General features: G+C 61.4%; 30 protein-coding genes and 1 pseudogene. 17 read left to right on the top strand and 14 right to left on the bottom strand.

What is annotated here, in order from left to right; all coding sequences use genetic code 11:
- The first annotated feature begins 96 nt into the window (after positions 1-96).
- Entirely contained in the window at positions 97-552 is a 456-nt protein-coding gene (locus AWB70_RS27200; protein WP_053569967.1) for a RidA family protein, read from the top strand.
- Positions 553-580: 28 nt separating this feature from the next.
- Here AWB70_RS27200 and AWB70_RS27195 read toward each other — a convergent pair whose 3' ends face one another.
- Positions 581-1,465: a LysR family transcriptional regulator gene (locus tag AWB70_RS27195; protein ID WP_053569966.1), complete on the bottom strand. Its 885-nt coding sequence runs from the start codon at positions 1,463-1,465 to the stop codon at positions 581-583.
- A gap of 124 nt (positions 1,466-1,589) precedes the next feature.
- On the opposite strand from AWB70_RS27195, the gene argC reads away from it, so the two are divergent.
- On the top strand, positions 1,590-2,522 hold the full coding sequence (argC, locus tag AWB70_RS27190; RefSeq protein WP_053569965.1) for an N-acetyl-gamma-glutamyl-phosphate reductase: 933 nt from the start codon (positions 1,590-1,592) through the stop codon (positions 2,520-2,522).
- 33 nt (positions 2,523-2,555) lie between these two features.
- On the opposite strand, the gene AWB70_RS27185 is transcribed toward argC, so the two are convergent.
- Positions 2,556-3,389, bottom strand: a complete 834-nt coding sequence (locus AWB70_RS27185) for an AraC family transcriptional regulator (protein WP_053569964.1) — start codon at positions 3,387-3,389, stop codon at positions 2,556-2,558.
- A complete protein-coding gene (locus AWB70_RS27180) occupies positions 3,386-4,108 on the bottom strand; it encodes an NAD(P)H-dependent oxidoreductase (RefSeq protein ID WP_053569963.1) in 723 nt (240 codons plus the stop codon). The genes AWB70_RS27185 and AWB70_RS27180 overlap by 4 nt, the downstream gene beginning before the upstream one ends.
- A gap of 267 nt (positions 4,109-4,375) precedes the next feature.
- Between AWB70_RS27180 and AWB70_RS27175 the strand changes: the two genes are divergently transcribed.
- Complete coding sequence (locus AWB70_RS27175) at positions 4,376-4,918, top strand: cytochrome P460 family protein (protein ID WP_053569962.1); 543 nt, start codon at positions 4,376-4,378, stop codon at positions 4,916-4,918.
- A gap of 26 nt (positions 4,919-4,944) precedes the next feature.
- Here AWB70_RS27175 and AWB70_RS27170 read toward each other — a convergent pair whose 3' ends face one another.
- Positions 4,945-5,859: an alpha/beta fold hydrolase gene (locus tag AWB70_RS27170; RefSeq protein ID WP_053569961.1), complete on the bottom strand. Its 915-nt coding sequence runs from the start codon at positions 5,857-5,859 to the stop codon at positions 4,945-4,947.
- A gap of 61 nt (positions 5,860-5,920) precedes the next feature.
- Positions 5,921-6,568: a cysteine hydrolase family protein gene (locus AWB70_RS27165; RefSeq protein WP_053569960.1), complete on the bottom strand. Its 648-nt coding sequence runs from the start codon at positions 6,566-6,568 to the stop codon at positions 5,921-5,923.
- Positions 6,569-6,977: 409 nt separating this feature from the next.
- On the opposite strand from AWB70_RS27165, the gene AWB70_RS27160 reads away from it, so the two are divergent.
- The gene (locus AWB70_RS27160) at positions 6,978-7,883 is read left to right on the top strand and encodes a helix-turn-helix domain-containing protein (RefSeq protein WP_053569959.1); all 906 of its coding nucleotides are present in this window, start codon (positions 6,978-6,980) and stop codon (positions 7,881-7,883) included.
- 20 nt (positions 7,884-7,903) lie between these two features.
- On the opposite strand, the gene AWB70_RS27155 is transcribed toward AWB70_RS27160, so the two are convergent.
- Positions 7,904-8,920: a LysR family transcriptional regulator gene (locus tag AWB70_RS27155; protein ID WP_063786710.1), complete on the bottom strand. Its 1,017-nt coding sequence runs from the start codon at positions 8,918-8,920 to the stop codon at positions 7,904-7,906.
- Positions 8,921-9,043: 123 nt separating this feature from the next.
- Here AWB70_RS27155 and AWB70_RS27150 point away from each other — a divergent pair, with 123 nt between their 5' ends.
- Both AWB70_RS27150 and AWB70_RS27145 read left to right on the top strand, forming a co-directional pair.
- On the top strand, positions 9,044-10,747 hold the full coding sequence (locus AWB70_RS27150) for an arylsulfatase (RefSeq protein WP_053569958.1): 1,704 nt from the start codon (positions 9,044-9,046) through the stop codon (positions 10,745-10,747).
- Entirely contained in the window at positions 10,725-11,795 is a 1,071-nt protein-coding gene (locus tag AWB70_RS27145) for a formylglycine-generating enzyme family protein (protein ID WP_053569957.1), read from the top strand. Before AWB70_RS27150 ends, AWB70_RS27145 begins: the two co-directional genes overlap by 23 nt.
- Positions 11,796-11,831: 36 nt before the next feature.
- Here AWB70_RS27145 and AWB70_RS39395 read toward each other — a convergent pair.
- Both AWB70_RS39395 and AWB70_RS27140 read right to left on the bottom strand, forming a co-directional pair.
- Positions 11,832-11,921 (bottom strand): annotated as a pseudogene (locus AWB70_RS39395) (alpha/beta hydrolase); the annotation flags it as partial.
- A 56-nt stretch (positions 11,922-11,977) separates the two neighbouring features.
- Positions 11,978-12,886 carry an alpha/beta fold hydrolase gene (locus AWB70_RS27140; protein WP_053569956.1) on the bottom strand — a complete coding sequence of 303 codons (909 nt, stop codon included), beginning with the start codon at positions 12,884-12,886 and terminating at the stop codon, positions 11,978-11,980.
- Between the two features lie 86 nt (positions 12,887-12,972).
- On the opposite strand from AWB70_RS27140, the gene AWB70_RS27135 reads away from it, so the two are divergent.
- Positions 12,973-13,359, top strand: a complete 387-nt coding sequence (locus tag AWB70_RS27135; RefSeq protein ID WP_045458169.1) for a MerR family transcriptional regulator — start codon at positions 12,973-12,975, stop codon at positions 13,357-13,359.
- Between the two features lie 13 nt (positions 13,360-13,372).
- Here AWB70_RS27135 and AWB70_RS27130 read toward each other — a convergent pair whose 3' ends face one another.
- A complete protein-coding gene (locus AWB70_RS27130; protein WP_053569955.1) occupies positions 13,373-14,785 on the bottom strand; it encodes an aminotransferase-like domain-containing protein in 1,413 nt (470 codons plus the stop codon).
- A gap of 302 nt (positions 14,786-15,087) precedes the next feature.
- Here AWB70_RS27130 and AWB70_RS27125 point away from each other — a divergent pair, with 302 nt between their 5' ends.
- From AWB70_RS27125 to AWB70_RS27080, 10 genes are all read left to right on the top strand, one after another.
- A complete protein-coding gene (locus tag AWB70_RS27125) occupies positions 15,088-15,723 on the top strand; it encodes an FMN-dependent NADH-azoreductase (protein WP_053569954.1) in 636 nt (211 codons plus the stop codon).
- 9 nt (positions 15,724-15,732) lie between these two features.
- A complete protein-coding gene (locus AWB70_RS27120; RefSeq protein WP_075644276.1) occupies positions 15,733-16,026 on the top strand; it encodes a DUF3331 domain-containing protein in 294 nt (97 codons plus the stop codon).
- Between the two features lie 13 nt (positions 16,027-16,039).
- Entirely contained in the window at positions 16,040-16,750 is a 711-nt protein-coding gene (locus AWB70_RS27115; RefSeq protein WP_053569953.1) for an SDR family NAD(P)-dependent oxidoreductase, read from the top strand.
- A 31-nt stretch (positions 16,751-16,781) separates the two neighbouring features.
- Positions 16,782-17,738 (top strand): AraC family transcriptional regulator, encoded by a 957-nt coding sequence (locus AWB70_RS27110; RefSeq protein WP_053570304.1) that lies wholly within the window; start codon positions 16,782-16,784, stop codon positions 17,736-17,738.
- 159 nt (positions 17,739-17,897) lie between these two features.
- The gene (locus AWB70_RS27105; RefSeq protein ID WP_053569952.1) at positions 17,898-18,533 is read left to right on the top strand and encodes a nitroreductase family protein; all 636 of its coding nucleotides are present in this window, start codon (positions 17,898-17,900) and stop codon (positions 18,531-18,533) included.
- 89 nt (positions 18,534-18,622) lie between these two features.
- The gene (locus AWB70_RS27100) at positions 18,623-19,168 is read left to right on the top strand and encodes a carboxymuconolactone decarboxylase family protein (RefSeq protein ID WP_053569951.1); all 546 of its coding nucleotides are present in this window, start codon (positions 18,623-18,625) and stop codon (positions 19,166-19,168) included.
- A 32-nt stretch (positions 19,169-19,200) separates the two neighbouring features.
- Positions 19,201-20,118 carry an NADP-dependent oxidoreductase gene (locus AWB70_RS27095; protein ID WP_053569950.1) on the top strand — a complete coding sequence of 306 codons (918 nt, stop codon included), beginning with the start codon at positions 19,201-19,203 and terminating at the stop codon, positions 20,116-20,118.
- 24 nt (positions 20,119-20,142) lie between these two features.
- Positions 20,143-20,592 (top strand): GNAT family N-acetyltransferase, encoded by a 450-nt coding sequence (locus AWB70_RS27090; protein ID WP_053569949.1) that lies wholly within the window; start codon positions 20,143-20,145, stop codon positions 20,590-20,592.
- A 127-nt stretch (positions 20,593-20,719) separates the two neighbouring features.
- On the top strand, positions 20,720-21,247 hold the full coding sequence (locus tag AWB70_RS27085) for a YkgB family protein (RefSeq protein ID WP_053569948.1): 528 nt from the start codon (positions 20,720-20,722) through the stop codon (positions 21,245-21,247).
- 56 nt (positions 21,248-21,303) lie between these two features.
- Positions 21,304-21,759, top strand: a complete 456-nt coding sequence (locus AWB70_RS27080) for a DUF3788 domain-containing protein (protein WP_053570303.1) — start codon at positions 21,304-21,306, stop codon at positions 21,757-21,759.
- A gap of 73 nt (positions 21,760-21,832) precedes the next feature.
- On the opposite strand, the gene AWB70_RS27075 is transcribed toward AWB70_RS27080, so the two are convergent.
- The 5 genes from AWB70_RS27075 to AWB70_RS27055 all read right to left on the bottom strand — a co-directional run bounded on the left by AWB70_RS27075 (position 21,833) and on the right by AWB70_RS27055 (position 26,663).
- Positions 21,833-22,072: a hypothetical protein gene (locus AWB70_RS27075; protein ID WP_053569947.1), complete on the bottom strand. Its 240-nt coding sequence runs from the start codon at positions 22,070-22,072 to the stop codon at positions 21,833-21,835.
- Between the two features lie 277 nt (positions 22,073-22,349).
- Entirely contained in the window at positions 22,350-23,177 is an 828-nt protein-coding gene (locus AWB70_RS27070; RefSeq protein WP_053569946.1) for an ABC transporter permease, read from the bottom strand.
- Between the two features lies 1 nt (position 23,178).
- Entirely contained in the window at positions 23,179-24,474 is a 1,296-nt protein-coding gene (locus AWB70_RS27065; RefSeq protein WP_053570302.1) for an ABC transporter permease, read from the bottom strand.
- A 12-nt stretch (positions 24,475-24,486) separates the two neighbouring features.
- Positions 24,487-25,527, bottom strand: a complete 1,041-nt coding sequence (locus AWB70_RS27060; protein ID WP_087086348.1) for an ABC transporter substrate-binding protein — start codon at positions 25,525-25,527, stop codon at positions 24,487-24,489.
- Positions 25,528-25,556: 29 nt separating this feature from the next.
- A complete protein-coding gene (locus AWB70_RS27055; RefSeq protein ID WP_014192882.1) occupies positions 25,557-26,663 on the bottom strand; it encodes an ABC transporter ATP-binding protein in 1,107 nt (368 codons plus the stop codon).
- Positions 26,664-26,671: the final 8 nt, after the last annotated feature.

Raw genomic sequence — 26,671 nt, 5'->3', positions numbered from 1 at the left:
CATCTTCCTGCCATTCAGGCGACAATCCGAGAGACATGCGCCCCTATTCGATGATTCGCTCACGGCCTGAAAACGCCACATCACTCTGAACCGAACATGAACGTATCCGAACGCCTTGCACAAGCGGGCTTTACATTGCCGCCGCCCATCAACCCGCTCGGCTCCTATCGAACGGTCTCCGTGTCGGGGAGTCAAGTCTATGTCTCCGGTCTCGGGCCTTTCGAGGATGGCAAGCCAATCGTCGGCGTAGTCGGCGACGATATATCTCTGGAACAGGCTCAGCACGCGGCACGTCTGACGATGCTCATGATCCTGGCCTGCGTCGATCAGGCATGCGGGCTCGACAACATCGAGCGATGCAGCCGGCTGACGGTCTACGTGCGGGCCGAACAGTCGTTCACCCAGCATCCGCAAGTCGCCAATGGCGCCAGCGATCTCTTGCTGACATTGTTTGGACAAGACAAGCTTCCGGCGCGAAGCGCGCTCGGCGTGCATACGTTGCCGATGGGCATCCCGGTCGAGATCGACAGCATCTTCGAATTGAAGCGCTAAAGATGGGCCGATCGGGCGCCTGCAACGCCTACGCTAATCGCAGATCCCACAAGACATCGAGTACGTGTTGCGTGGCGCGCTCAACGTGCCCGGCATGGTGCGCAATGCCAAGCCGACGCCACAAGGCCGGGCGCAGCGGACGCATGACGATGCGCGTGTCCGGTGATGGCGTCGTGGCCTCGTGAGGCAAAAGCGCCGCACCATAGCCTGCCGCGACCAGACTCTTGATCGCGTCGTTGTAGTTGAGCTGAATGCGCGGCGCAGGATGATGTCCCGCGGTCGCAAACCACTCCGTTGTGAGGCGCGATAGACCGGTAGTTGCGTCATTGAGAATGAGAGGCTGCGCGGCGAGCCATTCAGGCGTTACACGGGCGGGGCATCGCCAATGCACCGGTACGAAGGCCATCACAGGGTCGCGGCGCCAGGGTTTTATCACGAGTCCGGCCACGGGGGGCTGAGGCAGCGCGACCAGCCCGACATCCAGCGTCCCATCCGCCAATCGGGACAGCGTTTCCTGGGACGTGAGCACCGCAAGCTGAATATCGATGGCGGGATGGTGCTGGCGCAGCGCCTCGAGGGCTTGCGGCAACAAATACGCGATCACGCCGGTCGATGCACCGAGCCGCACGCGCCCTTCCAGCCCCTGCACCTGGCGTTGAATATCGTCCAGCGCCCGCTCCGCGTCGGCCAGCAATCGACGCGCGCGCTCCACCAGTACCTCTCCTATCGCCGACGGTCTTACCTGCCCGCGCTTTCGCGACAGCAGCGGCGCCCCGATGCGGTCTTCCAGTTCAGCGATATGGAGGCTGACCGTCGGCGGCGCCAGATTCAACGCGCGCGCCGCATCGGCAAACGAGCCGCGCTCGGCAATCGCGATCAAGGTGCGCAAACGGTCCAGGCTGATCTCTCGCATCTTCGCGTCCGGATTCAGAAAAACTGAATGTCTAGGTCATGATATTCAACTTTCATTAGTTTAGCGGTTCGGGAAACAATGGGCGTTCGTTCTGCCCGCTACCACCACTCGGAGTATCCCGCGTATGAGCGCTCCCCTTGTTTTCATCGATGGCGATCAAGGCACCACCGGACTGCAAATCCACGAACGGCTGCGCAATCGAACCGATATCACGCTGTTCACGCTCGCCGCCGCAGAACGCAAGGATGCGCGCCGTCGCGCAGAAGCCATCAATGCCTGCGACATCGCCATTCTCTGTTTGCCCGATGCCGCTGCACGCGAGGCCGTGGATGCCATCGTCAATCCGGCCGTCAGAGTCATCGACGCGAGCTCGGCCCACCGCACACAGCCGGGCTGGACATACGGCTTTCCGGAAATGACGCCGGTACAACCCGAGCGCATCGCGAGCGCCCGCCGGGTCACCAATCCCGGCTGCTATCCGACGGGGGCAATCGGCTTGCTGCGTCCCTTGATGCAGGCCGGGCTCTTACCGGGCCACTACCCCATCAGCATTCATGCGGTGTCCGGCTACTCCGGACGCGGTCGTGCCGGCGTAGAGGAACACGAGGGGCAAGGTGCCGTCAACGCACCTGCATTCCAGGTATATGGTCTGGCACTCGCACACAAGCACGCCCCGGAAATCCAGACGCACGCCGGACTCACGCATCGGCCGATCTTCGTCCCTGCGTATGGTTCGTTTCGTCAGGGCATTGTGCTGACAGTGCCGCTGGACCTGCGGCTGCTCTCACCCGATGTGAGCGCCGCCACGTTACAAGCCTGCCTCGCGCGGCATTATGCGGACGCAGCCCACGTGCATGTCTCGCCGTCGCATGAAGCGGGTGCATCGACGCACCTGGATCCGCAAGCGCTCAACGGTACGAACGACATGCGCCTGAGCGTATTTTCGAACACGGAACACGGGCATGTTCTGCTGTCCGCGGTGTTCGATAACCTTGGCAAAGGCGCATCCGGCGCTGCGGTTCAGAACCTGAACCTGATGCTCGCGCACGAAAAGTGACCGATGCCGTGAGCCGATGTGGGGCCGAACGATTTATAAAAAGGCGGATTGATAGACCTTTGGGGTCACGCCGGTTAGCTGCTTGAAAACGCGCGTGAAGTGCGACTGGTCCGCGAAGCCGGTTCGTGCGCCGACCTCTGCAATAGGCCTGCCGTCGCGCAGCATCGGCATGGCTGCACGCAGGCGCTCCTGTTGCTGAAAGGCATGCGGACTCAGGCCCGCTTCGCGCACGAAGGCGCGCAACAGAACAAACGGCGTGACGTCAAACTCGGAGGCGAGCGTCGACAGCGTCACCCGCGCGTGAAGGTCGTCGCTCAAACGGCGCCTTACCGCGCGTACCAGAGCAGGCTCGTTGCGCACAGGCGGCAGGTCGGCGGAGCGCCCGGGGCGGCGCGCATAAAGGCCCACGATCGCGCAGGCCAGGGCCTCACTGCGCTTGAAGGGATCGTCGTCTGTTTCGGAACACCAGTTGACGCCGTAGAGGTGCCGCGAGAGTTCCGCATCGAGGACGAACGGGCTCGCCAGCTCGAAGCGCTCGCGTCGCGCAATGCCAAGCCGATCGCAATAGGCCGCCAGTTCCCCAGGCTGCACGTGTTCGACGCGCATCTTCCATTTGCCGTCGCCGGCAGCGGCGCCCGAATGCACCACGTCGGCGTCGATGACGATGACGTCACCGCGCCGGCATACGCGCCGCTGCCCTCCAACCTCGACGGCCAACGCCCCGCCGGTAATGACCGCGAGGCAATGCGTATCGTGTGCGTGCGGCGGATACCGGTGGCCGACGAACTGGCCCTTGAGCATGACCGCGTCCATGACGTCGGGTGCGCGCCAGACCTTGACCGAACGAATCGCCGATGTGGCTTTCATGGTGAAACCGTCCGTGGAAGTGCTCTGAACACGTCATCATAGTCCTCCAGCAGCGGCATCGCGATACGCGGTTGCGTCTCGAGACGCTCGACGAAATCGCACCAGCGCGCCAGTGTGTCGGCCCGCTCCGCGTCCGAGCAATAGGGAACGTGCCAGGCAAAGAACGGCTCAACCACGTCATAACCCACATATCCCAACGTGCCTTGCAGCAGATGACGCAGCATGCCGCTCGCCAGCTCGCCATGAATACCTTTGGGCCCGAACATGTGTTCCCGTCCGCCCAGGCTCACGCCGATCACAGCGCGCTTGCCCGCCATGCCACCGCGCCCGTAGATGCGCTTGCCGCCATACATGGCGCCCGACAGGAAGCAGCGGTCGATCCAGCCCTTGATCAGCGCGGGCACCGAGAACCAGTAAAGCGGAAACACCAGCACGAGCGTGTCGCTGTCCAGCAAGGCCTCGACTTCTCGCCGCACGTCGGGTGCAAGCGCATCGTGCTCGCGCGCATGCCGTTGCTCCAATGCATAGATCAGATAGTCGCCTTTCGCGCGCTCGGCGAACTCGCTGGCGCGAGCCACAGGATCGAAGTCGAGCGCATACAGATCCGAAAAGCTCACTTCGTCGCCGCGTGATTTCAGTACGCGTTCGGCTTCGCGGGCCATTGCCGAACAGAATGAGCGTGGTTCGGGGTGGGCATGAACAAGGTGAATTTTAGCCATGAGAAATCGATCTCCAGGTGCATGCGGGAATGAAGGCGTTGAGAGGGAAAAGCGCTCGTTCGATCGCCTCTCGCGCTGACCTTGGAGAGCATGCTAAGTGTTCCGTTGCCGAAAGTATTGGACGATTTTGCAGCGGGACGACTGAGACGCGAGGACCGCCAGCGCCTGCTGAGGTCGCACACCATGGCTAACCTTGACAAAGATAAGTCGCAGAACTAGCTTGAAATCAGGCTCGAGCGGTGCGCATTCGATTCGGAGGCCCTCAAGATGACTCGGAAACTTATCGTCCTGGCGTTGATATCGACGTCACTCTCCGGTTCGATTGCCCTATCGACCGCGGCAGAAGAAAGCACCTCGTCGGGCTCAGACGGGCGGGCCTCGCCGGTGTTCGGCGTAACGCTTCCCCCAGGCTATCGCGACTGGCAATTCGTCAGCGTTGCGCATGAGGCGGGCAACAACAATGACATCCGCGGCATCCTCGCAAACGACATCGCAATGAAAGCGCTCAAGGAAGGCACGTTGCCCTTCCCCGATGGTTCCATCATCGTTCGGCTTGCCTACGAGTACGTATCGTCTGAACGGAACAATGCCATTTTCGGCCGCGAACAATCTTTCGTCGCTGGAGCCCCAACCAACGTTCAGATTGAGGTGAAGGACTCCAAGCGTTACGCGAAGACGGGCGGATGGGGCTACGGGCAGTTCGAGAACGGCAAGGCTAATCCGAGTTTGAAGATCGTCAATAGCTGCTTTGCTTGCCACGCGAAATTGCCGGCTACCGCGGATTTCGTGTTCACGACGTATTCAAAGTAGCGCCGCTCGCAGACGTCGGCCTCACCTCATCGACGCTTCGAATCCACGTTTCGCGCAAGAAAGTCCCGTATCAGCGGCACCATCTCATCCGCCTTGTCTTCCAGCGCAAAATGGCCCGTGTCGATTAAATGGGTCTCGACGTCCGGCAGATCGTTCTTGTACGGATGCGCGCCGTCCACCGGGAAAATGAAGTCGTTCTTGCCCCACACGATCAGCATCGGAGGTTTGAACTCCCGGAAATAGGCCTGCACGTGCGCGTATAGCGGCAGATTGGTTCTGTAGTCATAGAACAGGTCGAGCTGGATGTCATTATTGCCGGGGCGATCGAGCAAGGCTTGATCGTGGACCCAGTTGTCCGGCGCTATACGCGTGCGATCGGAAACGCCATCGGTATATTGAAAGATAGTCGTCTCAAGCGTGAGTAGCGACAGCAACGCTTTGCGGCTCGCATCCGAGCCGTCAGCCCAATAGGTTTTGATAGGATCCCAGAACGTCTTGAGGCCTTCGTCGTATGCGTTCCCGTTCTGGACGACGAAGCCCGTCACGCGATCCGGATGCTTGAGAGCAAGTCGCCAGCCGACCGGCGCGCCATAGTCCATGACATACATCGCGTACCGGTTCACGCCGAGCTGATCAAGAAGGCCGTCCACCAGTTCGCTGAACCGGTCGAACGTGTAGGCAAACTCCCCGCGATCCGGCATGTCGCTTTGACCATAACCGGGATAGTCCGGTGCAATCACGTGGTAATGGTCGGCAAGTGCGGGAATCAGGTTCCTGAACATGTGGGACGACGTCGGAAAACCATGCAATAGCAGAACCACAGGCGCATCCAGCGGCCCGGCCTCCCGGTAAAAAATCTTTAGTCCTTCGATCGTCGCCGTTCGGTGATGGGTGACAGGAAAGATAGCCTTTGACGTGGCACTCGAATCGACACTGTTCATAACCATGCTCCTTGGGCTGATGGGCGACTGAATCGCGACTCAGACGCCCACAAGCAGAACTTCAACCCATCTTCGCGACGACCTCGTCAGTCGTCACCACAGCGTGGGCGAGAAACGCGTAGTTGATCATCGCGGCTTTATAGCCGTCGCCCCAAACGGGATGGCGAGGCCCCGCGGTCGCGTCGGATACGACGTAGACCTCGAAGCCCTGTTCGAGTAAATCCCGCAGATGCGCCTCGACACACATGTTGGCGAGCATGCCGCCGAGGATCACCTTGCGCACATTGCGTTTGCGCAATTGCAGTACGAGGTCGTTGGTTTGCGGCCCGAAAACCTTGTGAGGACTCACGACGACGGTGCGGCCGTCTTCGATGTAGGGCTTGAATTCTTCGAGCCAGTCCGCGCCGGACCCTTGAAAGCCCGACAGGTTCAAGGGACCCTCGCGTGAGAACGTGCCGGTTAAAAACTCGTCTGCTTCCAGTGGGCCATTGAACTTCCACGCACGATCGGTCGGAAAGAAGTAATGCGGCGATATGAAAACATTGAAATCTGCGGATTTAGCCGCCGCAAATATTCTCGACATGTTTTCAACCGTCTTGTTCTCCGTGACGCTCGCGCCTACCGCCCCCCAGTTTTTTCCGGACGGGCTCAGAACGTCGTTTTGCGGGTCGATGAAGACCACCGCCGTATCGCTTCGATCGAAATTCATCACAAGGCCTTTTCGCAAGAGGTAAAGGGGCAGCGTAAGAAGTCGCTCACGTGCTATGGATCCGGGGCGTGGACATCTTTACTGCCCCGGACCTTCCGCATGACCAATACCGTACTTTCATGGCGCTGGCGAGTCTTCGGTTCCATTCTGATAGCTCTGAATCGCCGATGATTGGATAAACCTGCGGAAAGTTGGATCTTCCTGATAACCCTGGAAACAAAGCATGACGCTACCGATATTGTCTGATCGGAACAGTTTCGACGGGATCGCTGCTACGGCTTCGCGCCGGTTCGATCGCACCTGGCGCGCCTTGAAAATATCAAGCTGCCTGCCTATGCTCAAACGTTAAGACGCCGGCCAGCTTTACTCCCGGCAACGATTGGCGCGATGCAGATCGGAATACAGCAGGATGAAAAGCGACGCATACGGTGACTCGATCGCCCGGATATTCGGGCTTCGTCGCGCCCGGTCGCATAAGCTGGTACAGATCGGCGGTGACACGTCCTTCGCCGCAACCCGTTTGGTCTCCGGGCCCGCCGGACTCCCGCGTTCATTGCCGATCAAGAAAGAGCGCGCGCTGATTGTCGTGCTGCAGTTATGCCCGCTTCTCAGCCATAAGATGTGGATGGACGACCGTCCGAAACCAGTCGATCCCTGGCCGACGGGAGGACTGGCTGTGGTCGATCTGGAGCAATCGCCCTCCTCGCATGTCACGGGCGCAATCGACTGCATTCAGTTCTATTTTCCTCGATCGGGACTCGAAGCTATCGCGGCGCGCGATGGCGTGCAACCCATAATCGATCTCGTGATTCCGGACGGTGTCTATGATCCCGTCGTCCATCAATTGGCGCGATTGATGCTACCCGCAATGGACGCACCGGATCAGGCCAACGACCTGTTCCTCAGCGGACTGATAAATGCACTGCATGCCCACCTCGCGCGCAAATATTGCGGCATTCGTCCGGAAGCGGCGAGTCCGGCAGGCGCTTTGGCGCCCGCGCGATTGGCCCGTGCAAAAGACCTCATCTCGTCCAAGCTGTCAGGGGCAGTTTCGATTGCCGAAGTCGCATCCGAGTGTGCACTGTCGCCCGCTCATTTTGCGCGCGCGTTCAAGGTGTCAACGGGCGTGGCTCCGCATCAGTGGCTTCTGTTGCGACGTGTTGAAGTCGCTAAAGGGCTATTGAGAAAACGCGAGCACACGGGCGCGGAAATTGCGGTGATGTGCGGCTTCACGGATCAAAGCCATCTGATTCGGGTGTTTTCGTCGATGGTCGGCACGACACCGGGAGAATGGCAACGCCGCTATGCCAAGTGAACCGAGGCGGACCCCACTCTCTATCGGCCGCGTTCACGCAATGGCTCGCCTTCCCGGCTAGCCGCCTGCAGCGCGGCTAGCACCGCGGACACCGCCGCGCTTTGCGGCTCAGTGGTCAATGCACCGATGCGCGACACGGCCGTCGACACCTTCAACGGTAGTTGCTGCAGTTCTCCGTTCAAATCCGTCTCGCCGCGCCGCAAGCGCGTCGAGACGAACAGGCACGGCACGCGCCGCGCCACGGCGCAGTTGGTCAAATGCGATGTCGACTCCATCAACACGTGCGGTGCGGCGACGCCCGCATTGGCGAATTCGACTTCGAGAGCAGTCCGCATAGGCGAACCCATCGACGGCACGATCCAAGGCCAGGCCGCAGCGTCGCGCCAGGTGACGCGACTGTGCCGATGCAGCGGATGATGTTTCGGCGCGACCACCAGAATCTCGTCGCTGTATAGCTCCGTGACAGAAAAGCCCGCGGTCAGCACCGCTGGCTCGAGTCGACAAACAACCATATCCAGCTCACGGCGCTGCATCAATGGCAGTAAATGATCGAGCGTGTTTTCCGTGTAATTGATCTGCTGCGTAGGTGCATGCTTCGCCAGATATTCGACAACACCGGGCAACAGGCGCATGGAGATATACGGCAGCATGCCGAGCTTCAATGGCACGCTCGTGCCACGCTTCAAGGCATCGAACGCAGGCTGGATCGTTCGCAGGTCGGTGAGGATGCGCGCGACGCAGTCGAGCATGGCTTCGCCATAGGCCGTGGGCGCAACACGCCGCGAGGTGCGCTCGAACAGCGGCAGGCCCAACGTGTCCTCCAGTTCGCGCAGCCACTTCGATAGCGCCGGTTGCGTGATCGACGCCTCTTCGGCCGTTCGTGCAAAGCTGCGATGGCGCCCGAGCCAGTCGAGTGTCTCCAGATCTCGTATGCGAAGCCTGCGCAATACGTGCGGCAAATGTTCGATGCGACCGCGGGAAGCGCCGGCCGGCACCACGTCGGGAAGCAATACGGACGGTCTTTTCGCAGCAGCCATCTCACTCTCCCATCCATTACCGCACGGTTATCGATCGACGCTCATCTTTCATCGAATCGTACCGTATATCGCTACACAATTGAGCACGCAAGTTCAGACCAAAACAACATTGACGGAGACACCATGAAGCACCTCATCAGCGCATGCGCGATCGCATCGGCCATGCTCGTGACATCCGGCGCTTATGCCGCCGACAAGCGCCCAAACGTGCTGCTGATCGTCGCCGACGATCTCGGCTATTCGGACATCGGCGCGTTCGGCGGCGAAATCAACACGCCGAATCTCGACCGCCTCGCGAAAGACGGCCTGCGCATGACGGACTTCTACGCGTCGCCGTTCTGCTCGCCGACGCGCGCGATGCTGATGTCGGGCGTCGACAATCATCGCGTGGGCCTCGGCGGCATGGCCGAGTTGCTGACACCGAAACAACGCAGCGCAGCGGGCTATGAAGGCTATCTGACGCATTCGGTCGTCACTTTCCCGACGCTGCTGGAGAAAGCGGGCTATCACACGTATATGGTCGGCAAGTGGCATCTCGGCCTGACGGAGGAATACAGTCCAGCGCAGCGCGGCTTTGAGCAGTCGTATGCGATGATCCAGGGCGGCGCGAGCCACTTCGACCAGACCGGCATCATCACGACCGATCCCGACAAGACGCCAAAGGCGATGTATCGCGAGAACGGCAAGCTCGTCGATCTGCCGGACAACTTCTATTCGACCACGTTCTATACCGACAAGATGCTGTCGTACATCGACAGCAACAGGAACGACGGCAAGCCTTTCTTCGCCTACGTGGCGTATACCGCGCCGCACTGGCCATTGCAGGCGCCCGACGAATACATCGCCAAATACGAGGGAAAGTACGACGCCGGCTATGACGCGATCCGCGCCCAGCGTCTTGCGCGCATGAAGGCGCTCGGCATCGTGCCGAAGGACATGCAGGCCTATGAAGGCAACGACGCATGGCCGAAGTGGAGTTCGCTGACGCCGGTGCAGCAGCGCATCGAGTCGAAGCGCATGGCCGTCTATGCCGCGATGGTCGAGGCAATGGATGCGCAGATCGGGCGCATCGTCGCGCATCTGAAAGCGACGGGGCAGTACGACAACACGCTGATCTTCTTCATGTCGGATAACGGCGCGGACGGCAACAGCATTCTCGACGAAGCCGCCGACCGCGACTGGATCAGACGTCACGCGGACAACAGCATCGCCAATACGGGACGCAAGGGCTCGTTCGTCGAATACGGACCCGGCTGGGCACAAGTCAGCGCGACGCCGCTGCATCTGTACAAGGCCTTCGCCCACGAGGGCGGCATCGCGGTGCCGAACATCGTCGTGATGCCGCGTTCCTCGCGTACCGGCGAGATCAGCCGCGTGCCCGCGCACGTGACGGACATCGCACCGACGATCCTGCAACTCGCGGGCGTGCAGCCGCCCGATGGACGATACGACGGGCGGCCGGTGTTTCGCATGCAGGGCACGTCGATGGTGAGCTTTCTCTCCGGTCAGAGCAGCAAGGTTCACACGCAGTTCAAAGAAGGCTGGGAACTGAACGGCCGCCGCGCGATGCGCAAGGGCGACTGGAAGATCGCGTATGCGAACAAGCCCTGGGGCAAGGACCGCTGGGAGCTGTATCGCGTGAGCGTCGACCGTTCGGAGCTGCACGATGTCGCCGCGCGTTATCCCGCGAAGCTGAAAGAACTCGTCGCCGACTATGAGCGGTATCAGACCGCGAACGGCGTGCAGGACATTCCCGGTCTCGCCGACCGCCCCGGCTACAGCAACGGCACGCATTACTATCAAGATGAACTCGACACGAATCAGTAAGCGCCGCGTGTGCGCCGCCGCCTTGCTAACAGTGCTTTGTTCGCCGGCGTTTGCGTCGGCGGACAAGCCGCTGTGCGAGGCCTATCGCGGCGTGCCCGCAGGCTTTGGCCCGATGCGCAGCGGCACGCCGAATCACGCGGGGATGATCGCGATTGCCGCCGGGCGCTTTCGCATGGGCTCGACCGAAGGCTATCCGGAAGAGCGCAACGTGCAGCCGGTGAAACTCGATGGCTTTCTGATCGACGCGCACGAAGTGACGAACGCGCAGTTCGCGATGTTCGTGCGCGCGACCGGCTATGTCACCGAAGCCGAACGGCAGCGCGATCCCCGCGATTTTCCCGGCGTGGCCGGGGAGCAGTTGCAGCCGGGCTCGGTGGTTTTCGTTTGGCCGAAGGGCGCGCAGCAGTTCGAGCAGTCGTATCGATGGTGGCGCTTCCAGCCGGGCGCGAACTGGCGTCATCCGTATGGACCGGGAAGCGGCATCGCCGGCAAGGATAATCATCCGGTCGTGCAGGTGACCTACCGCGATGCACAGGCTTACGCGAAGTGGCTCGGCCATGATCTTCCGACCGAAGCGGAATACGAGTATGCGGCGCGCGGCAGCAGGGAAAGCGAAACCTATCCGTGGGGCAACACGCCGAAGGTGAGCGGCAAGTACATGGCCAATACCTGGCAAGGCGACTTCCCCGCGCATAACGAAGCAGGCGACGGGCACAAGGGCACCGCGCCCGTCGGCTGCTATCCCGCGAATGATTTCGGGCTACTCGATCCGGTCGGCAACGTGTGGCAATGGACGAAGGATGTCTATCAGGACCGGCATCCGGCCGAAGAGGCTCAGAACCCGCTGGTCGTCAGAGTGTCGGCGCCGTTCGATGATGGACGTCAACCGGCTCGCGTCATCAAGGGCGGCTCGTTTTTGTGCGCGCCGAATTTCTGTGTGCGCTACAGGCCGTCATCGCGTCAGCCGCAGGATCCGACGCTAGGCACGGTTCACATCGGGTTCAGGACGGTTTTGAGGATGCCGTCGGACTCGGCGAGTACGGACTGACACGCGCGCGATATCGATGGATCACATTAGCGCGATCGCCGCCAGCATCCGCTCCGGCAAATCGGCGGGCTGCGCCAGGAAGAACCCGTGCCAGGCGTTGAGCGCGAAGGTCTTGTCGACGCCCGCGACGTCGAGGCTTGCAAAGCCCGGAAAGAGGTCCTGCTCGACTTCATGCGCCATGGTTATCCCCTCGACGCCGACCTGACGAACTCGGCCAGATCGCGATTGAAACGCCCGGCTTCCTCGATGAACGGCGCGTGACCCGAAACCGCATACACCTTGCTGACGATGCGCGGATTCAGCGCGGCCGCGCGAGCCAGTGTCGCATGCGTGTCGACCAGCGCGTCGTGACCGCCGTAGATGAAGAGCAGCGGTACGCGCGCCTTGCCGAGCCCTTCCGCGGCGAACACCGTCATCGTCGGCACTTCCTTTTGCATGTCCCACGATGCCATCGCGGCGTTCGCGAGCAGCCGGTCGAATGTATCGGCGTCAGGCCGGTGATTGAAACACAGGCCGACGAACGTGCGCTCACCGTCGAGATGCGTCTTCAGATCCGGCGAATTCATGTCCCGATAAACCTCGGGATGATCGACGATCTGACCCGCCGCGAGTTCGACCACGCCATCGACATACACCGCGCCCGCGATCGCGCGATCGCCATACTTCGCGAGGTAGTTCGATATCACCACGCCGCCGAGCGACCAGCCGACCACAACGGGTTTGCGCGCGTGCGAGCCCTGGATCACCGCGGCGAGGTCGTCGCCCCAGAGGTTCCCGTCGTGATAGGGCGCCGTGCCAGATGGTTTATCCGACAGACCGTGGCCGCGCAGATCGTACGTAATGATCCGGTATTCGCGCAAATCGGGGCTCTGCACCTGCGCGTCCCAGTTCAGGCGGCTGCCGAGCAGCCCATGCACCAGAATGATCGGCGGGCCGTTCGGGTTGCCGCTTTCCTGAACCGCCAGTTTCACCCCATCCGTCGATGTAACCGTATAGCGGGTCGGTGCCGCGATTGCGCCGGGTGCGGACGTGAACAGCGTCGCCACAGAGAATGCGGAAATCAAAAAGTGAAGGAACGTTCGTAAGCGCATTGCTTTTCCCGAGAGAGTGTCAGTGCGCCTAGTCTCAACCCTTACACTGATGTGAGAGTCAAGCGAATTGTGTTAGCCTGCTCTTCATGGATGACACGCCTTCACAGGACCTGCTGACGATCGGACAACTCTCGCAACTCACCGGCGCGAGCGTGCGATCGATCCGGCACTACGACGAACACGGTCTGCTCGCCTCGGTACGTGCTAGCAACGGCTATCGCATGTTCCCCGAGAAGGCCGTCACGCAGGTCAAGCAGATTCAGCGCATGATCGCGACCGGTTTCACCATCGACGATATTCGCGGCTTTCCCGACTGCATGCTTCTGATCGAAGGCGCGCGCTCTTGCGACCAGATCACCGACGTCCAGCGAGTAAGGCTCGAAGCCATCGATCGTCAGATCGCGGACCTTGAAAAGCGTCGCGCGCGGCTTATCAAGACCTTGCTGGAAGGTGCGGTGCCGCCCGTCGAATGATCCCCAGCACAGTTCACGACCGATATCGGTCGATGATCTCAAACAGTTTCCGGCACGATTCGGCCAGGTGTTGTTCAGGGGCCGTCGCAACCCCGAGCAGAAGGCCGGGTAACGTCCACGACGGATTGGCGAACCACACCGACAAAGGCGATGGCGCCATGCCAACGGTCATCGCTTCTCGAACGATCCGCACATCGGGCGCGCCATCCGGGAGTCGCAGAAGCACGGCCAGACCGGCATTGACCCACTCGGCATCGTACATTCGCAACTGCTCGCATAGCCCGTCGCGCTGAGCAACGTAAAGACGCTTGAGCCGCCGCACGCGCCGGATGTAATGGCCCTCGCGCATGAATTGAGCGGTGGCGAGTTGAACCACGGGTGACGGCGCGGGCGCGAGTGTAGCCGCTACCTCCGAGAATGCGTTGGTCAATTCGATGGGCGCCACGACGAAACCAAGCCGCAAAGCCGGGCTGACAGTTTTGCTGAAAGAACCGATATGGATGACCCGCTTGCCATCGCCTAGCGACGCCATGGCGGGCGCCGGCCTGCCTTGCAGCTGCAACTCGCCAAGGTAGTCGTCTTCGATGATCCAGGCGCCGCTCGAAGCCGCCCAATCCAGCATTTGAAGACGCCTCCTCAACGAGAGGGTTGGACCCAGCGGAGCCTGTTGCCCGGGCGTCAGCACCGCCAAGGCCGCGTCCGCAGCGCGTTCGAGACCATAGTCAACATTTAGACCGTCCCCGTCCACAGGGACCGGAACGACATTCAAGCGAGCGAGTTCCAGTCCTCTTCGGGTGACCATGAAACCGGGCTCTTCCATCCAGACCTTCCTGCCGTCCAGACCTAACACCCGCAGCGCCAGGCCCAGACCCGAGCTGTATCCCGAAGTGACGAACACTTGCTCAGGATGGCAATGAAAGTTTCTCGCAAGCGAGAGATGGCCGGCGATCTCCCTGCGAAGTTCGAACTCCCCTCTTGGATCAGGATAGAGCAAGGACGTCAGGGTTCCGGTTTTCAGCAGGTTAGAGGAGCGCGCGCGTGAAAAAAGCTTTTCCGGCAAGCCGTCAAACGCCGGAACGCCTAGCTGGAAAATCGCCGGTCCGGCGTTCATTTCCTCATACGCCCTCATGAAGGCGCCAAGCCGCGGCGCTGTGGGTCGAGCCGCCGCCACATAGGGGCGCGGGGCAACTCGCGTGCCCCCTGCCCCGAATGTTTCGATCATCTGGGCATCGGACAGCCGTTCATAGGCCGTCTGAACGGTCCCGCGTGCCACGCCGAGCTGCGCCGCCAGGTCCTGCCACGAGGGCAGTCGAGTCCCGGGTGCGAGCAGGCCTGACTCGATCGCCCTGCCGATGCTCCCGCGTATCTGTTCAACGAGGGACAGCCTCGCTGTCCGGTCCAGTTGGATTTCGAAGTCTGAGTTCACGGTCTTTGGTACACATAGAAATGGATATTCTTGGTTCTTTTGTCCGCACCGTCGATGGTACAGAATTCTCGCACCGTACTTGATACATACGTGAGTCCGATACGGTGAACTTCCGGCCATGACTGCGCCTGCCTTACCAATGAGAATGTCGCAGATTGATTTGCATACCTACCTATATTGCCACGATTAGCACCGGCGATGTCAAATGCAGTCGTCGAATGTGTCTTGGGCCACCGCCCTTCGGGGCGTCGACCCTGATTTACGCAGCCCGATGAATGAGTCAGGCTGCCGGAGAAAGTGCCATGAACATCCTGCATATCGATTGCAGCCCGCGACAGGAGTCGCATAGTCGACTGCTGTCGGCGGCGGTCGTCGAGAAGCTTCTCGCGATCTTTCCTGATGCCCGCATTTGCCGCCGGGACCTGGGATATGAACCGATACCGCATACTGGAGCGGCCTATGCCGCCGCACTTTCGACGCCCTCGTCACTAGCCGAGGCGGGGCGCACCGCCGACGCAATACTCCCCGCTGAGCAACTCATTGAGGAAGTCGAGCGTTCCGATGTTCTCGTCATCGGAACGCCGATGAACAACTTCACGGTCCCGTCTGTCCTGAAGGCGTGGATTGACCAAATCCTTCGCGTCGGCCGCACGATGCAGTCGACACCCGCAGGAAAAGTCGGGTTGCTTCGAGACCGGCCCGTATTCGTCGGAATTGCTTCCGGTGGCGTATTTAACGGAGATCGAGCCAATCAGCCGGATTTTCTCACGCCGTATCTTTCCGCCGTATTCGGCTCCATCGGGTTGAGGTCGGTCCACTATCTGCCTTTGCAGGCGACCGCTTTCATCGATGAAGCGCGCGCAGCCGACCTTCGCAATACGCTCGTTGAAAATGTCCGGCCGGCGGTGATGAGCCTCGCTACCGGTCTGCATTCGTGACACTTGGCAATGCAAACTACAAACCATGAACGTTTGCCTCTTCACGTGTCGGTCGTGGAAAAGCTGTCATCGACGACGATAAGCATCCGGTGGAGCGATCCGTGTTCGGGTCACTACGCAAGCCAGATCTGGGGTGTCGCCGTTGCCCGCGCCGATTCAATCTGCGTGCTGTCCGGAAAGCCGATACGCATGGGCGACGCTGTCTTCCGGCCACGCGCATATGGCGCTCAGACGCCGATCAATCGCCATCGGATGATTCTTGCTTCGGCAGTAACCGGGTTTGCCCCCGAACCATCACTTTAGGACGAACTGAAGCATGAGCACATCACGAAAGGTTGTCGTCGTCACGGGCGCATCGCGAGGGATCGGCGCCGCGATCGTCCAGGCATTCCGAAGACTCGACTACGCGGTCGTAGCGACGTCACGTTCGATCGAGCCATCGGCCGATGCGAACGTCCTGACGGTCGCCGGCGACATCGCCGATCCGGCAGTCGCGCAGCGCGTCATGACCGAATGCATCGCCCGATTTGGCCGGATCGACACACTGGTGAACAACGCGGGAATCTACATTGGAAAAGCGTTCACCGAACACACGGACGAAGACCTCGCAGCGGTGATGAACGTGAATATGAAAGGCTTCTTCTACATGACCCAACTCGCCATCGCAGAGATGGATCGGCAGTCGAGCGGCCACGTGGTTAGCGTGACTGCAAGCATCGCCGACACCGCCTACAGCGGCGTTTATTCGGCACTCGCTGCGTTGACGAAGGGCGGTTTGAATGCGGCCACGAAGTCGCTCGCCATCGAGTTTGCGCACAAAAGGATCCGTGTCAACGCCGTTGCCCCTGGCATCATCAAAACACCGATGCACGCGACGGACATGCACGATGCACTCGGCGCGGTGACACCGCTCGGACGTATCGGGGAGGCAAGCGATATCGCGGACGCCATTCTCTATCTCGATCGCGCGCCGTTTATCACGGGAGAAATTCTGCATGTCGATGGTGGGCTCAATGCAGGTCGTTGAGTTGAGCAACGCCGATCAACGACGCAAACCCATGCCCCAAGTCGACTGGTTGAGCCAACTGCTGAAAATGATAACCGTCACCGGACGGCTGGAGGTTCGCTGTAACTACGGCGCACCCTGGCGCGTTGCATGGGCGCACGCCGCGCCGCATGAGATCCCCTTCCACATGGTCCTCGAGGGCCTCGCCGTCGTTGAGGATCCGGAGACAGGAACGGCCTGGGAACTGACAGGCGGCGACATCCTGCTACTGCCCCACGGCGCGGCACATGTTATGCACGATGGTAGCCGGCATAAGCCCCTACGGACTCACGAACGCGAAGGTCTTGCTGGCATAACCTTCAGTGAAAACGAAGGAAAAGGCCAGCGTCTGTACATGCTGTGCGGCCGGTTTTTAGTCGGACCGCCCCATGATCGCCTGATCCGCAATTACCTGCCGACCAATCTGATCGTACGGACAACCCTTGGCAATGGCCAAGCGGGACCAGGCTCAGATTCGAACCATCTGGCCAGTCTCGTGGCATTGATGCGAGAAGAGTCGACAGGCGACAAGCCAGGCGGATACGCGATTCTCAACGCGCTGAGTTCTGCGCTGTTCGCCCTTGTACTGCGCGAGGCGAGCCAATCCGCACACACGTCGCCCGGTTTGCTTGCGCTCGCAGGTCATCAACGACTCGCGCCCGCCATTTCGGCGATGTTCTCGGAGCCCACTCGCAACTGGAGTCTTCCCGATCTCGCGGGGTTGTGCAACATGTCGCGCGCTACCTTCATGCGGCACTTCCGCGATGCGCTCGGCCGCTCGGCGATCGACCTGCTCACCGATATTCGCATGAGCCTCGCGGCCAACGAACTCAAGAACTCGACGATCACCACCGAGGCAGTCGCGGAAACGGTGGGGTATCAATCGGTGTCGTCCTTCCGCCGGTTATTTGCAGAGAGGATGGGAATGACGGCTGGCGAGTGGCGCCGTCTGGCGCGCGATGGCCAGTAACAGCGGCATCGTCTCGCTTCGGATTGATCCTTTTGGATATTCAAATGAGCACATTTAGTCGTGAAATGGATGTGTCGTAAGCCTAAAGTAGTGACCAAGCCAACCGGTGCAACGGAAGTTCGAATCCTCCACAACTTATCTTCATCCATAGGAACCACCATGAACAATGGATCAAATGCGAGCAATGCGGTCATCGAATGTATTTTGAGCCGCAGCGCCACGAAGTATTACGACCGTTCTGCTGCCTTGAGCGACGAACAGATCCGCGAACTCGTGCGGATTGGCACCAGTGCTCCGACCTCGTTCCACTTGCAGAACTGGCGCTTCATTGCAGTACGCACGCCTGAGGCCAAAGCCCGTCTGAGCCCAATCGCCTGGAGCCAGCCCGCAGTCACCGATGCCGCCGTTACCTTTATCGTCTGCGGTCAGTTGGTCGATACGAGTGTCATTCCGGAACGTCTGGCGCCGCTCGTCAATGCAGGCGTCATGCCGGCCGCATTGGTGGCGGAATGGGAGAATCCCGCACGCGAGCTTTACATGGCCTACCCGCAACGCCGGCGCGACGAGGCGGTACGCACTGCCACCTTCGGGGCATCGGCCATGATTTACGCAGCCCGCTCGATGGGTCTGGGTTCGACGCCCATGATCGGATTCGATGCCGACGCCGTGCACCGCGAATTCGAACTGGCCGCAGACGAAGTGCCGGTGCTGCTGTTGTCGGTCGGCGCTGAGCGAGAAGGAAACTGGTCCCAAAAGCCGCGTCGTCCCGTGCACGACGTGTTGACACTCGTGTAAGCGAACCGTTGCGCGCCCAGTGCGCGGAGGGAATGTCTCCCTCATGTATTTTCCTCAAGTGGTACAACCAGTAACTTAGAGAGCCTCAAATGACAAGGACTACTATCTTGACGCCGGAACAAGTACCGGCAAACTCGAAGCCTACGCTCGACGCCTTCTCCAAAAATATCGGGTTCACCCCGAATATGATGGCAGCCTTCGCGCAGAGCCCGATCGCGTTCAACGCATGGGCGACACTGCTTGGTGCCTTGAGCAAGGCACTCGACGTAAAGACGCGCGACAGCATCGGCCTGGCCGTCTCCGAAGTGAACGGTTGCAACTACTGCCTGTCGGTTCACAGCTTTACGGCCGATCACATGGCGAAGCTACCCGCCGATGAAATCATTCTCGCTCGCAAAGGCCATGCGACCGATTCAAAGCGGGATGCCGCCGTTCAGTTTGCGCGCAAAGTCATCGAAACGCGCGGACAAGTCAGCGATGCCGATCTGAAGGCTGTTCGGGACGCCGGCTACACCGATGCGAACGTGATGGAAGTTATCGCGCTCGTGGCGATGTACTCGCTGACGAACTTTTTCAATAACGTGTTCGATCCCGAGAAGGACTTTCCGGCTGTTCCGCCAGCCGGCTCGATCTGAGTACGCCCCTGCCACTCACGAGGAGATGGACGATGAAGGCAATCATTGTGACAGACCAGGCCGCAGGAACCGCCGGGATGCAACTGACCGAGCGGCCTGAGCCAGAGGCAGGCATAAACGACGTCGTCGTACGGGTTCAGGCGTCAGGTTTCACCCGGGACGAGCTGACGTGGCCTCCGACCTGGACTGATCGTCAAGGCGGTCACCGCACACCGTCCATCCCCGGGCACGAAGTCGCCGGCGTAGTCACGGCTCTCGGCTATGGCACAACGGGCCTGTCGGTGGGACAGCGCGTGTTCGGCCTCACAGACTGGTATCGCAACGGAACCCTGGCCGAGTATGTGGCCGTCGAGGCACGCAACCTCGCGGCACTGCCAGGCGACGTCGAATTCGCAGTCGGCGCAAGCCTGCCCATGCCTGGTCTGACTGCATGGCAAGGACTCTTCGACCATGGCCATCTCACGGCGGGACAGAGCGTGCTGGTGCACGGCGCCGCAGGCGTGGTCGGATCGATGGCCGCTCAGCTCGCGCGTGAGCACGGCGCCTATGTCATCGGGACCGGCCGTGCTGCTCATCGTCGGATGGCGCTCGATTTCGGGGCGCAGGAATTTATCGACCTTGAGAACGACGTCTTGGAGGACGTTGGCGGCGTCGACCTGGTTTTCGATGTCCTCGGCGGCGAGATCGCCAAGCGGTCTGCGGGCTTGATTCGAGCCGGAGGCACGCTCGTGACCATCGCCGGACCGGTCCAGACGCGCCCCGTTAATGTCCTGACGGTGGACTTTGTCGTCGAATCCGACCGCGCGCAACTCGGTGAGATCGTTCGGCGTGTGCGGGACGGGCGGCTGCGGACGCACATCGGTGAAGTCACGACCCTCGCCGACGCCGTTGCCGCCTTCAACGCGACGCAGCGGATCAATGGGAAGACCATCGTCCGTGTCCGTTCGTGACAGCAGCGCAAACTGGAGCCTTCTATGCCTTCCGTCGAAATCAGACCCATCGAAGACAAAGACTTTGCTATCTGGTTGCCTCTATGGAAAGCGTATCAACGCTTCTATGGAGTCGATATTCCTGAGTCCATAACCCTCGAAACATGGGCGCGCTTCCTGGACCCCATTGAGCCGATGCATGCAGCGCTTGCAACGGTGGGCGAACATGCCTTCGGACTGGCGCACACGATCTACCATCGATCCACCTGGACAGCGAGTGACTACTGCTATCTGCAGGACCTGTTTGTAGCGCCTGATGCGCGCGGCGGTGGCATTGGCCGCGCGCTGATCGAGCATGTCTATGCCGAAGCGAGACGGCGCGGGGTGTCCCGCGTGCACTGGCTCACACACGAGACCAACCATGTCGGCATGCGGCTCTACGACACCATCGGTGATCGATCAGGTTTCGTCCAGTACCGGAGGTTACTGGACTGATGGACATGCGGACCTGTGGCTTATGAGGCATGCGTCCGATCTCGATAAGACGCAACAACGCCAGCCAAACAGCCTCTCGCCGAATTTGATCTTTTCGCAATGAACATAACCTTGGATAGCATCGCAAATGAGCACTCGCGCCAAACAAATCCGCTTTCAAATTGCAGAAAAGAGTGCTGGTTCCTTCTCTAGCCTGGCACTGCTGAGGTGGGCGCTGGTCGTCGTCTTTCTCTGGTTTGGCGGAATGAAATTCACCGCTTACGAAGCCAACGGCATCGCCCCTTTCGTCATCAATAGCCCGATCATGAGCTGGTTGCACACGCTTTTCGGCGTTCGAGGGGCGAGCTACGTCATAGGTGTACTTGAGCTTTCGACGGCAGCAGCGCTGGTTGTCGGGGCATTCCGGCCGCTATTCTCAGCATTGGGCGCAGCGATGTCCGCCGCGACCTATCTGATCACGCTCACCTTCTTCCTGAGCACGCCCGGTGTGGCGGAAGCGACCGCGGGCGGGTTTCCAGCCATTTCGGCTATGCCCGGACAGTTCCTCCTGAAGGACGTGGTCTTGCTGGCTGCATCGCTTTCTCTACTTCTTGCGTCCGTCCCATGGGCCGCCGCTGATTTGCCCGAGCGGTCCGATCCAGGCGTACTCAGATGAACGTCGACACTGCGATTGCAGCTTCTTTGATTACGAAAGACGAAGAGGAACGTCACATGCACCAGGCTACCCAGATCGGGGACAGGATGGCAGACAAATCCGTGCAACCTGATGAGCGCACTGTCCGCGACTGGATGGGACCCGAAGCCTTCGACCATTGGGTCGAAATGCGCGACTGGATCGCGGCATCCTACCCCGGTCTGTTTGAGCCGGACTGGATATATGGCGGCAAGAAACGCGGTTGGTCATTGAGATACAAGAAGACCAAGGCCTTCTGCACGCTCCTGCCGGAATACGGGCAGTTGTCGATCCTGATGGTTTTGGGGCGCGCCGAGCGAGAGAAGTTCGAGGAGCGGCGGTATTCCTGGAGCCCACAGCTAGTCAAGCTTTACGATGAAACGCGTGCGTACCCCGATGGGAAATGGCTGACTGTCCCGATCTTGTCCGCTGATAACCGGCATGAGATGACAGAGCTTATGACGTTGAAGCGTCCTGCGCTTTCACGCGGTTAAATATCGGAAGGCATTGGAGGCCTGCGCGCCGCACCTGCCGCGCGTGCGGTAGATGCGGCGCATCGTTTCGCGTTCAGAGCAGACGCGGGTCCTGCGTCTGAGGAACCGGTTGCCCAGGCCACGGCACCGGAAGGTGCAGATCCTTCAGAAGCGCGGCGACGCCGGGCCACGACGCCGGAATGGACGGCGGCAATGGACCGGGGTTGCCGTTCGGCGGCAGCGTGATCGTGGCGATCCCTCCGCGAATGGCGGACATCGCGTCGCGATGCAGGGTGTCGGTGCGTGGCAGATCGTTGATGGTGAGCGTAGTCATGGCTGGTCTCCGGGCAAAAGTAAAGTAGATGGCGTGAAAGTCGCCACCCGATCCTTTGCATGGTGCGTGCCAATGAGCGCGAAAGACGCCGATTACCGGTTTGCGTCGAATTTATGGGCGGATACAGCTTGTTCGAAGTCGAATCCGCGCGTGTGTTGTGCATCATGCGATGGACGCGAACAACAGTCCGATCGCTGGATGTCTGCAAACGCCAGACATTTCAGGAGAGCCGTCTCCGAATTTCTGCGGGCGCTGGATTGGCCTCGATACAAACCAGTCACGCCCGCGAAGCGCCCCGCATGCGCAGGCGTTCCACCACGCATAGCAACGCAGTGGAGAACAGCACGAGAACGGTGGCGAGCGCGACGATGGTCGGCGTAATGCTGTCGCGAATGCCGCTGAACATCTGGCGCGGAATCGTCGCCTGATCGGGACCTGCGAGAAACAGCGTGACAACCACTTCGTCGAACGATGTCGCGAATGCGAAGAGCGCGCCCGACAGCACGCCCGGCAGAATCAGCGGCAGCGTGATGCGCCAGAACGTTTCGAAGCGCCCCGCACCCAGACTCAGGCTCGCGTTCACGAGGGTGCCGTTGAAGCCCTTGAGCACCGCGCCGACCGTCGTCACGACGAAGGGCGCGCCGAGCAGCGCATGCGCGATCACGAGACCGGTGAACGTCCCGGCCAGATGCAGCTTCATATAAAACAGGTACATCCCCACCGCCACCACGACGAGCGGCGCGACCAGCGGCGACAGAATGATCGCGGTCAGCACGCGCTTTCCGGAAAACGACGCGCGATCGAGGCCGAGCGCACAGAGCGTTCCGAGCACGGTGGCGAGAACCGTCGCGCCGGGCGCCACGATGAAGCTGTTGCGGATCGCACGCCACCACGCATCGGAGGCGAAGAGCGTCTCATACCAGTGCAGCGACCATCGATGAATCGGATAGACGAGAAACGAATCCGCCGAAAACGACAGCGGCACCAGCGCCGCGATCGGCAGCACGAGATAGACGAGCACGCCATAGCACAGCACGCGTTGCGTGACGTACCAGACCTTCTCGGGCCTGCGTGCATAGGGCTGGAAAGCAGGCACGATGCGCATCTCAGACTTCCCTCCCCGCGCCCGGCCGCCACGCCGCGAGCAGACGATAGACCCCGAACAGGAGCGCGGTCGCGACCAGCAACAACAGGCTCAGCGCAGCCGCGAGCCCCCAGTTGATCGACGTGTTGGTGAAGTACGCGACGTAATAGCTCAGCATCTGATCGCCCGCGCCGCCCAGCAGCGCCGGCGCGATGTAATACCCGAGCGCGCTGATGAACACGAGCAGCGCCCCGGCCGCCACACCCGGCGCGGTCTGCGGCACGTACACGCGCCAGAACGCGCCGAACGGATGGCTCCCGAGCGAAATCGCCGCGCGCTGATACGTCGAAGGAATGCCGCGCATCACCGCGAAGAGCGGCAAGACCATGAACGGAATCAGGATGTGCACCATCGAGATAATGACGCCCGTGCGGTTGTAGAGCAGCGCGAGGGGGCTGTCGAACAGATGCATCGACATGCCGATCTTGTTGACGAGGCCTTCGCGCGGCAGCACGACCATCCATGCGCAGATGCGCACGAGGATCGACGTCCAGAACGGAATCAGCACGGCCATCAGCACGCGGCGCTGACGCCGTTCGGGCAACTGTGCGAGCCAGTACGTGAGCGGATAGCCGAGCGCGACGACGATCGCCGTCACGATCAGGCTGATCCAGAAGGTGCGCGCGAGAATCGGCACGTAGGCGCCCTCGTCCGCGCTCATCGCGACGATGCTGCCATCCGCCGCACTCCGATGATCCACGGCGCGCAGCAGATACGCCGCCGTCAGCGGACGCACCGCGCGGGAGAGCACGTTCCAGGTATTCGCGTCACCCCAGCGCGGATCGGTGGCGATGAGTTCACGCTTCGCATCGGCGGGCGTGGCGAGCGGCGTGCCGTTCATCGCGAGTTCGTCGAGGTGGCGGCGCGTGCGCAGCATCAGCGCGCGCATGCCGGAGGCGTCCTGATTCAGCCGCGACGCCGCTTCGCCGAGCGTGCCCGCCGCGTCCGCTTCGACGATATCGCGCGCCACGGCCGCATACGCATCCGCGGGCGGCGTACCTTCCCGCCAGCCGGCGAGCGCATGCGCCGTCTGCGGAAACGCCACGGCAACGACCGGGTCCCACACCGCGCGCGTCATCAGACTCACGATGGGCGTGATGAAGAACACCGCCATGAAGATCGCGAGCGGCGCGATCAGCAGCATCGCGCCGGGCACGTCGCCGCGCGTGCGTGCACGGCGCTTGCGCGGCGCACGCGTGTGCCGTGCGGACGCGGGCTGCGCGGGCACATCCGGCGCGCGCTGCGTTGCGGTCGACATGCGCATCCCCTCTTAACGCGCCGCCCACGCGGCGAAGCGCTGATCGAGATCGTCGCCGTGCTCGTCCCAGAACTCGCGATCATTGACCACGCCGATCTTCGCGTGCTCGGGCGTGTTCGGCAGGTTCTTCAACTGCGCGGCGTCCATCTTCGCGAGTGCCTGCGTATTGACCGGGCCGCCCGGCTGGAGCGCGAGAAACGCGTTCTGCTGCGGCGCGGCCACCGTGTAGTTGATGAACTTCATCGCGTCGTCCTTCATCGGCGAGCCTTTGGGAATGACCCAGTAGTCATAGTCGGCGATCGCCCCGTTCCAGACGATGTCGAGCGGCTGCCCCGCCTTCTGCGCGGTGATGATGCGTCCGCTGAACACCGTCGACATCGCGACATCGCCGGACACGAGAAACTGCGCCGGCTGCGCGCCCGCGTCCCACCACTGGATGTTCGGCCGGAGCTCATCGAGCTTTTTGAACGCGCGATCGACGCCTGCGGGCGTTGCAAGCACCTTGTAGACATCGGCGGGCTTGACCCCATCGGCCATCAGCGCGAATTCGAGGTTGCCGCGCGCCGACTTGCGCATGCCGCGTTTGCCGGGATATTTCTTCGTGTCCCAGAAGTCGGCCCAGCCGGCCGGCGGCGTCTTCAGTTGCTGCGTGTTGTAGGCGAAGGTATTGGCCCACGCGAACAGGCCCACGCCGCAGCGCGTTTTCGCGGCGGGCGTGAGATGCGCGGCGTCCGGCACCTTGGCCCAGTCGATGCGCTCGTACATGCCCGAATCGCAGCCGCGTCCTACATCCGTCGATTCGACTTCGACCACATCCCAGCTCACCTGCTTCCCATCGACCATCGCCTTGACCTTGGCCTGCTCGCCCGAATACGGCGTCGCGGTGACATCGACGCCCGTCGCCGTCTGGAACGGCTTGATGAACGCCGCCTGCTGCGCATCGGCGAGCGTGCCGCCATAGTTGACGACCGAGAGCGGCCGCGCGGCCGCGACGTGCGACATCTGCGCCAGCGTCAGCGCGATGACCGCGCCCCAACCTACCTTCTTCAGCATGATGACCTCCCCGGAATGAAAACGACGCCTCAAGCAAAAATCCGCACATGACGCTCGTGAAACCGCAGCGTCAACGCTTCACCGACGGGCCGCTCCGCGCGACCCGCTTCATCGAGCGGCAGCTTGACGAAGCCGCCCTCCTGTTCATGCAGCCTGAAGCGCACGCGCACGTGATCGCCGAAATACAGCGTGCCCGCCGTGTTCGCGCACAGCGTATTGAGCGGCGGCGCCGTTGCATCCAGTGTCGATGCGAGCGTCATGCGCTCGGGCCGCACGCACGCGCGCACCGTGTCGCCCAGGCGCGGCGCGCCCACGACATGCCCGAAAAGCCGTTCGCCTCCGGGCAAGCCGACTTCGCCGCGCTCGCCCTGCAACGAGAGCAGCCGCCCGACGAACACGTTGTTATCCCCGACGAAATTCGCGACGATGCCGTTCTCCGGCGTCTCGTAGAGCGAATCGACGCGGTCGATCTGCTGGATGCGCCCGTTGTCGAACACCGCGACGCGATCGGACATCGTGAGCGCCTCGCTCTGGTCGTGCGTGACGTAGACGAACGTCACGCCGAGCGTGCGATGCAAATCCTTCAGTTCGATCTGCATGTGCTCGCGCAGCCGCTTGTCGAGCGCGCCGAGCGGTTCGTCCATCAGCACGAGACGCGGATTGAAGACGAGCGCGCGCGCCAGCGCGACACGCTGTTGCTGGCCGCCCGACAGGCTTTTCGGCAGGCGCGCGGCAAATTCGCTCATGCGAACCATGTCGAGCGCGCGTGCAACGGCGGCAGCTTTTTCGGCCTTCGCGACGCGCCGCACCGTGAGCGCATACGCGACGTTCTGCGCCACCGTCATGTGCGGAAAGAGCGCGTAGTTCTGAAACACCATGCCGATGTCGCGCTTGTGCGGCGGCGTGGTGTTGAGCAAGGTATCGCCGAGCCAGATCTCGCCTTCGCTCGGCGATTCGAAACCCGCAAGCATCATCAGGCAGGTCGTCTTTCCCGAGCCGGACGGCCCGAGCAGCGACAGGAATTCGCCTTCGCGGATGTCGAGGTCGAGGCCTTGCACGACATGCGTGATGCCGTCGTAGGTCTTGCCGACTTGCCGGAAGCGCACGAGCGGTGAAGCGTTGGCGTTCATAGGCATCTCCAGGC

Source organism: Caballeronia cordobensis (genome assembly GCF_001544575.2).
GTDB classification, from domain to species: Bacteria; Pseudomonadota; Gammaproteobacteria; order Burkholderiales; family Burkholderiaceae; genus Caballeronia; species Caballeronia cordobensis.
Note: the sequence above shows the minus strand (reverse complement) of the source record. Positions and strands in the feature narration are given on the sequence as shown.

Excerpts from the sequence above, each read along its gene's own strand:
- AWB70_RS27135 (WP_045458169.1), top strand. The coding sequence starts at position 12,973 with ATGGATGACACGCCTTCACAGGACCTGCTGACGATCGGACAACTCTCG.
- argC (WP_053569965.1), top strand. The coding sequence starts at position 1,590 with ATGAGCGCTCCCCTTGTTTTCATCGATGGCGATCAAGGCACCACCGGA.
- AWB70_RS27090 (WP_053569949.1), top strand. The coding sequence starts at position 20,143 with ATGCCTTCCGTCGAAATCAGACCCATCGAAGACAAAGACTTTGCTATC.
- AWB70_RS27100 (WP_053569951.1), top strand. The coding sequence starts at position 18,623 with ATGACAAGGACTACTATCTTGACGCCGGAACAAGTACCGGCAAACTCG.
- AWB70_RS27110 (WP_053570304.1), top strand. The coding sequence starts at position 16,782 with ATGCCCCAAGTCGACTGGTTGAGCCAACTGCTGAAAATGATAACCGTC.
- AWB70_RS27105 (WP_053569952.1), top strand. The coding sequence starts at position 17,898 with ATGAACAATGGATCAAATGCGAGCAATGCGGTCATCGAATGTATTTTG.
- AWB70_RS27170 (WP_053569961.1), bottom strand. The coding sequence starts at position 5,859 with ATGAACAGTGTCGATTCGAGTGCCACGTCAAAGGCTATCTTTCCTGTC.
- AWB70_RS27125 (WP_053569954.1), top strand. The coding sequence starts at position 15,088 with ATGAACATCCTGCATATCGATTGCAGCCCGCGACAGGAGTCGCATAGT.
- AWB70_RS27070 (WP_053569946.1), bottom strand. The coding sequence starts at position 23,177 with ATGCGCATCGTGCCTGCTTTCCAGCCCTATGCACGCAGGCCCGAGAAG.
- AWB70_RS27075 (WP_053569947.1), bottom strand. The coding sequence starts at position 22,072 with ATGACTACGCTCACCATCAACGATCTGCCACGCACCGACACCCTGCAT.
- AWB70_RS27185 (WP_053569964.1), bottom strand. The coding sequence starts at position 3,389 with ATGAAAGCCACATCGGCGATTCGTTCGGTCAAGGTCTGGCGCGCACCC.
- AWB70_RS27195 (WP_053569966.1), bottom strand. The coding sequence starts at position 1,465 with ATGCGAGAGATCAGCCTGGACCGTTTGCGCACCTTGATCGCGATTGCC.
- AWB70_RS27180 (WP_053569963.1), bottom strand. The coding sequence starts at position 4,108 with ATGGCTAAAATTCACCTTGTTCATGCCCACCCCGAACCACGCTCATTC.
- AWB70_RS27200 (WP_053569967.1), top strand. The coding sequence starts at position 97 with ATGAACGTATCCGAACGCCTTGCACAAGCGGGCTTTACATTGCCGCCG.
- AWB70_RS27145 (WP_053569957.1), top strand. The coding sequence starts at position 10,725 with ATGAACTCGACACGAATCAGTAAGCGCCGCGTGTGCGCCGCCGCCTTG.
- AWB70_RS27060 (WP_087086348.1), bottom strand. The coding sequence starts at position 25,527 with ATGCTGAAGAAGGTAGGTTGGGGCGCGGTCATCGCGCTGACGCTGGCG.
- AWB70_RS27065 (WP_053570302.1), bottom strand. The coding sequence starts at position 24,474 with ATGTCGACCGCAACGCAGCGCGCGCCGGATGTGCCCGCGCAGCCCGCG.
- AWB70_RS27175 (WP_053569962.1), top strand. The coding sequence starts at position 4,376 with ATGACTCGGAAACTTATCGTCCTGGCGTTGATATCGACGTCACTCTCC.
- AWB70_RS27085 (WP_053569948.1), top strand. The coding sequence starts at position 20,720 with ATGAGCACTCGCGCCAAACAAATCCGCTTTCAAATTGCAGAAAAGAGT.
- AWB70_RS27140 (WP_053569956.1), bottom strand. The coding sequence starts at position 12,886 with ATGCGCTTACGAACGTTCCTTCACTTTTTGATTTCCGCATTCTCTGTG.
- AWB70_RS27160 (WP_053569959.1), top strand. The coding sequence starts at position 6,978 with ATGAAAAGCGACGCATACGGTGACTCGATCGCCCGGATATTCGGGCTT.
- AWB70_RS27055 (WP_014192882.1), bottom strand. The coding sequence starts at position 26,663 with ATGCCTATGAACGCCAACGCTTCACCGCTCGTGCGCTTCCGGCAAGTC.
- AWB70_RS27155 (WP_063786710.1), bottom strand. The coding sequence starts at position 8,920 with ATGGCTGCTGCGAAAAGACCGTCCGTATTGCTTCCCGACGTGGTGCCG.
- AWB70_RS27150 (WP_053569958.1), top strand. The coding sequence starts at position 9,044 with ATGAAGCACCTCATCAGCGCATGCGCGATCGCATCGGCCATGCTCGTG.
- AWB70_RS27120 (WP_075644276.1), top strand. The coding sequence starts at position 15,733 with ATGCAAACTACAAACCATGAACGTTTGCCTCTTCACGTGTCGGTCGTG.
- AWB70_RS27165 (WP_053569960.1), bottom strand. The coding sequence starts at position 6,568 with ATGAATTTCGATCGAAGCGATACGGCGGTGGTCTTCATCGACCCGCAA.
- AWB70_RS27095 (WP_053569950.1), top strand. The coding sequence starts at position 19,201 with ATGAAGGCAATCATTGTGACAGACCAGGCCGCAGGAACCGCCGGGATG.
- AWB70_RS27115 (WP_053569953.1), top strand. The coding sequence starts at position 16,040 with ATGAGCACATCACGAAAGGTTGTCGTCGTCACGGGCGCATCGCGAGGG.
- AWB70_RS27080 (WP_053570303.1), top strand. The coding sequence starts at position 21,304 with ATGCACCAGGCTACCCAGATCGGGGACAGGATGGCAGACAAATCCGTG.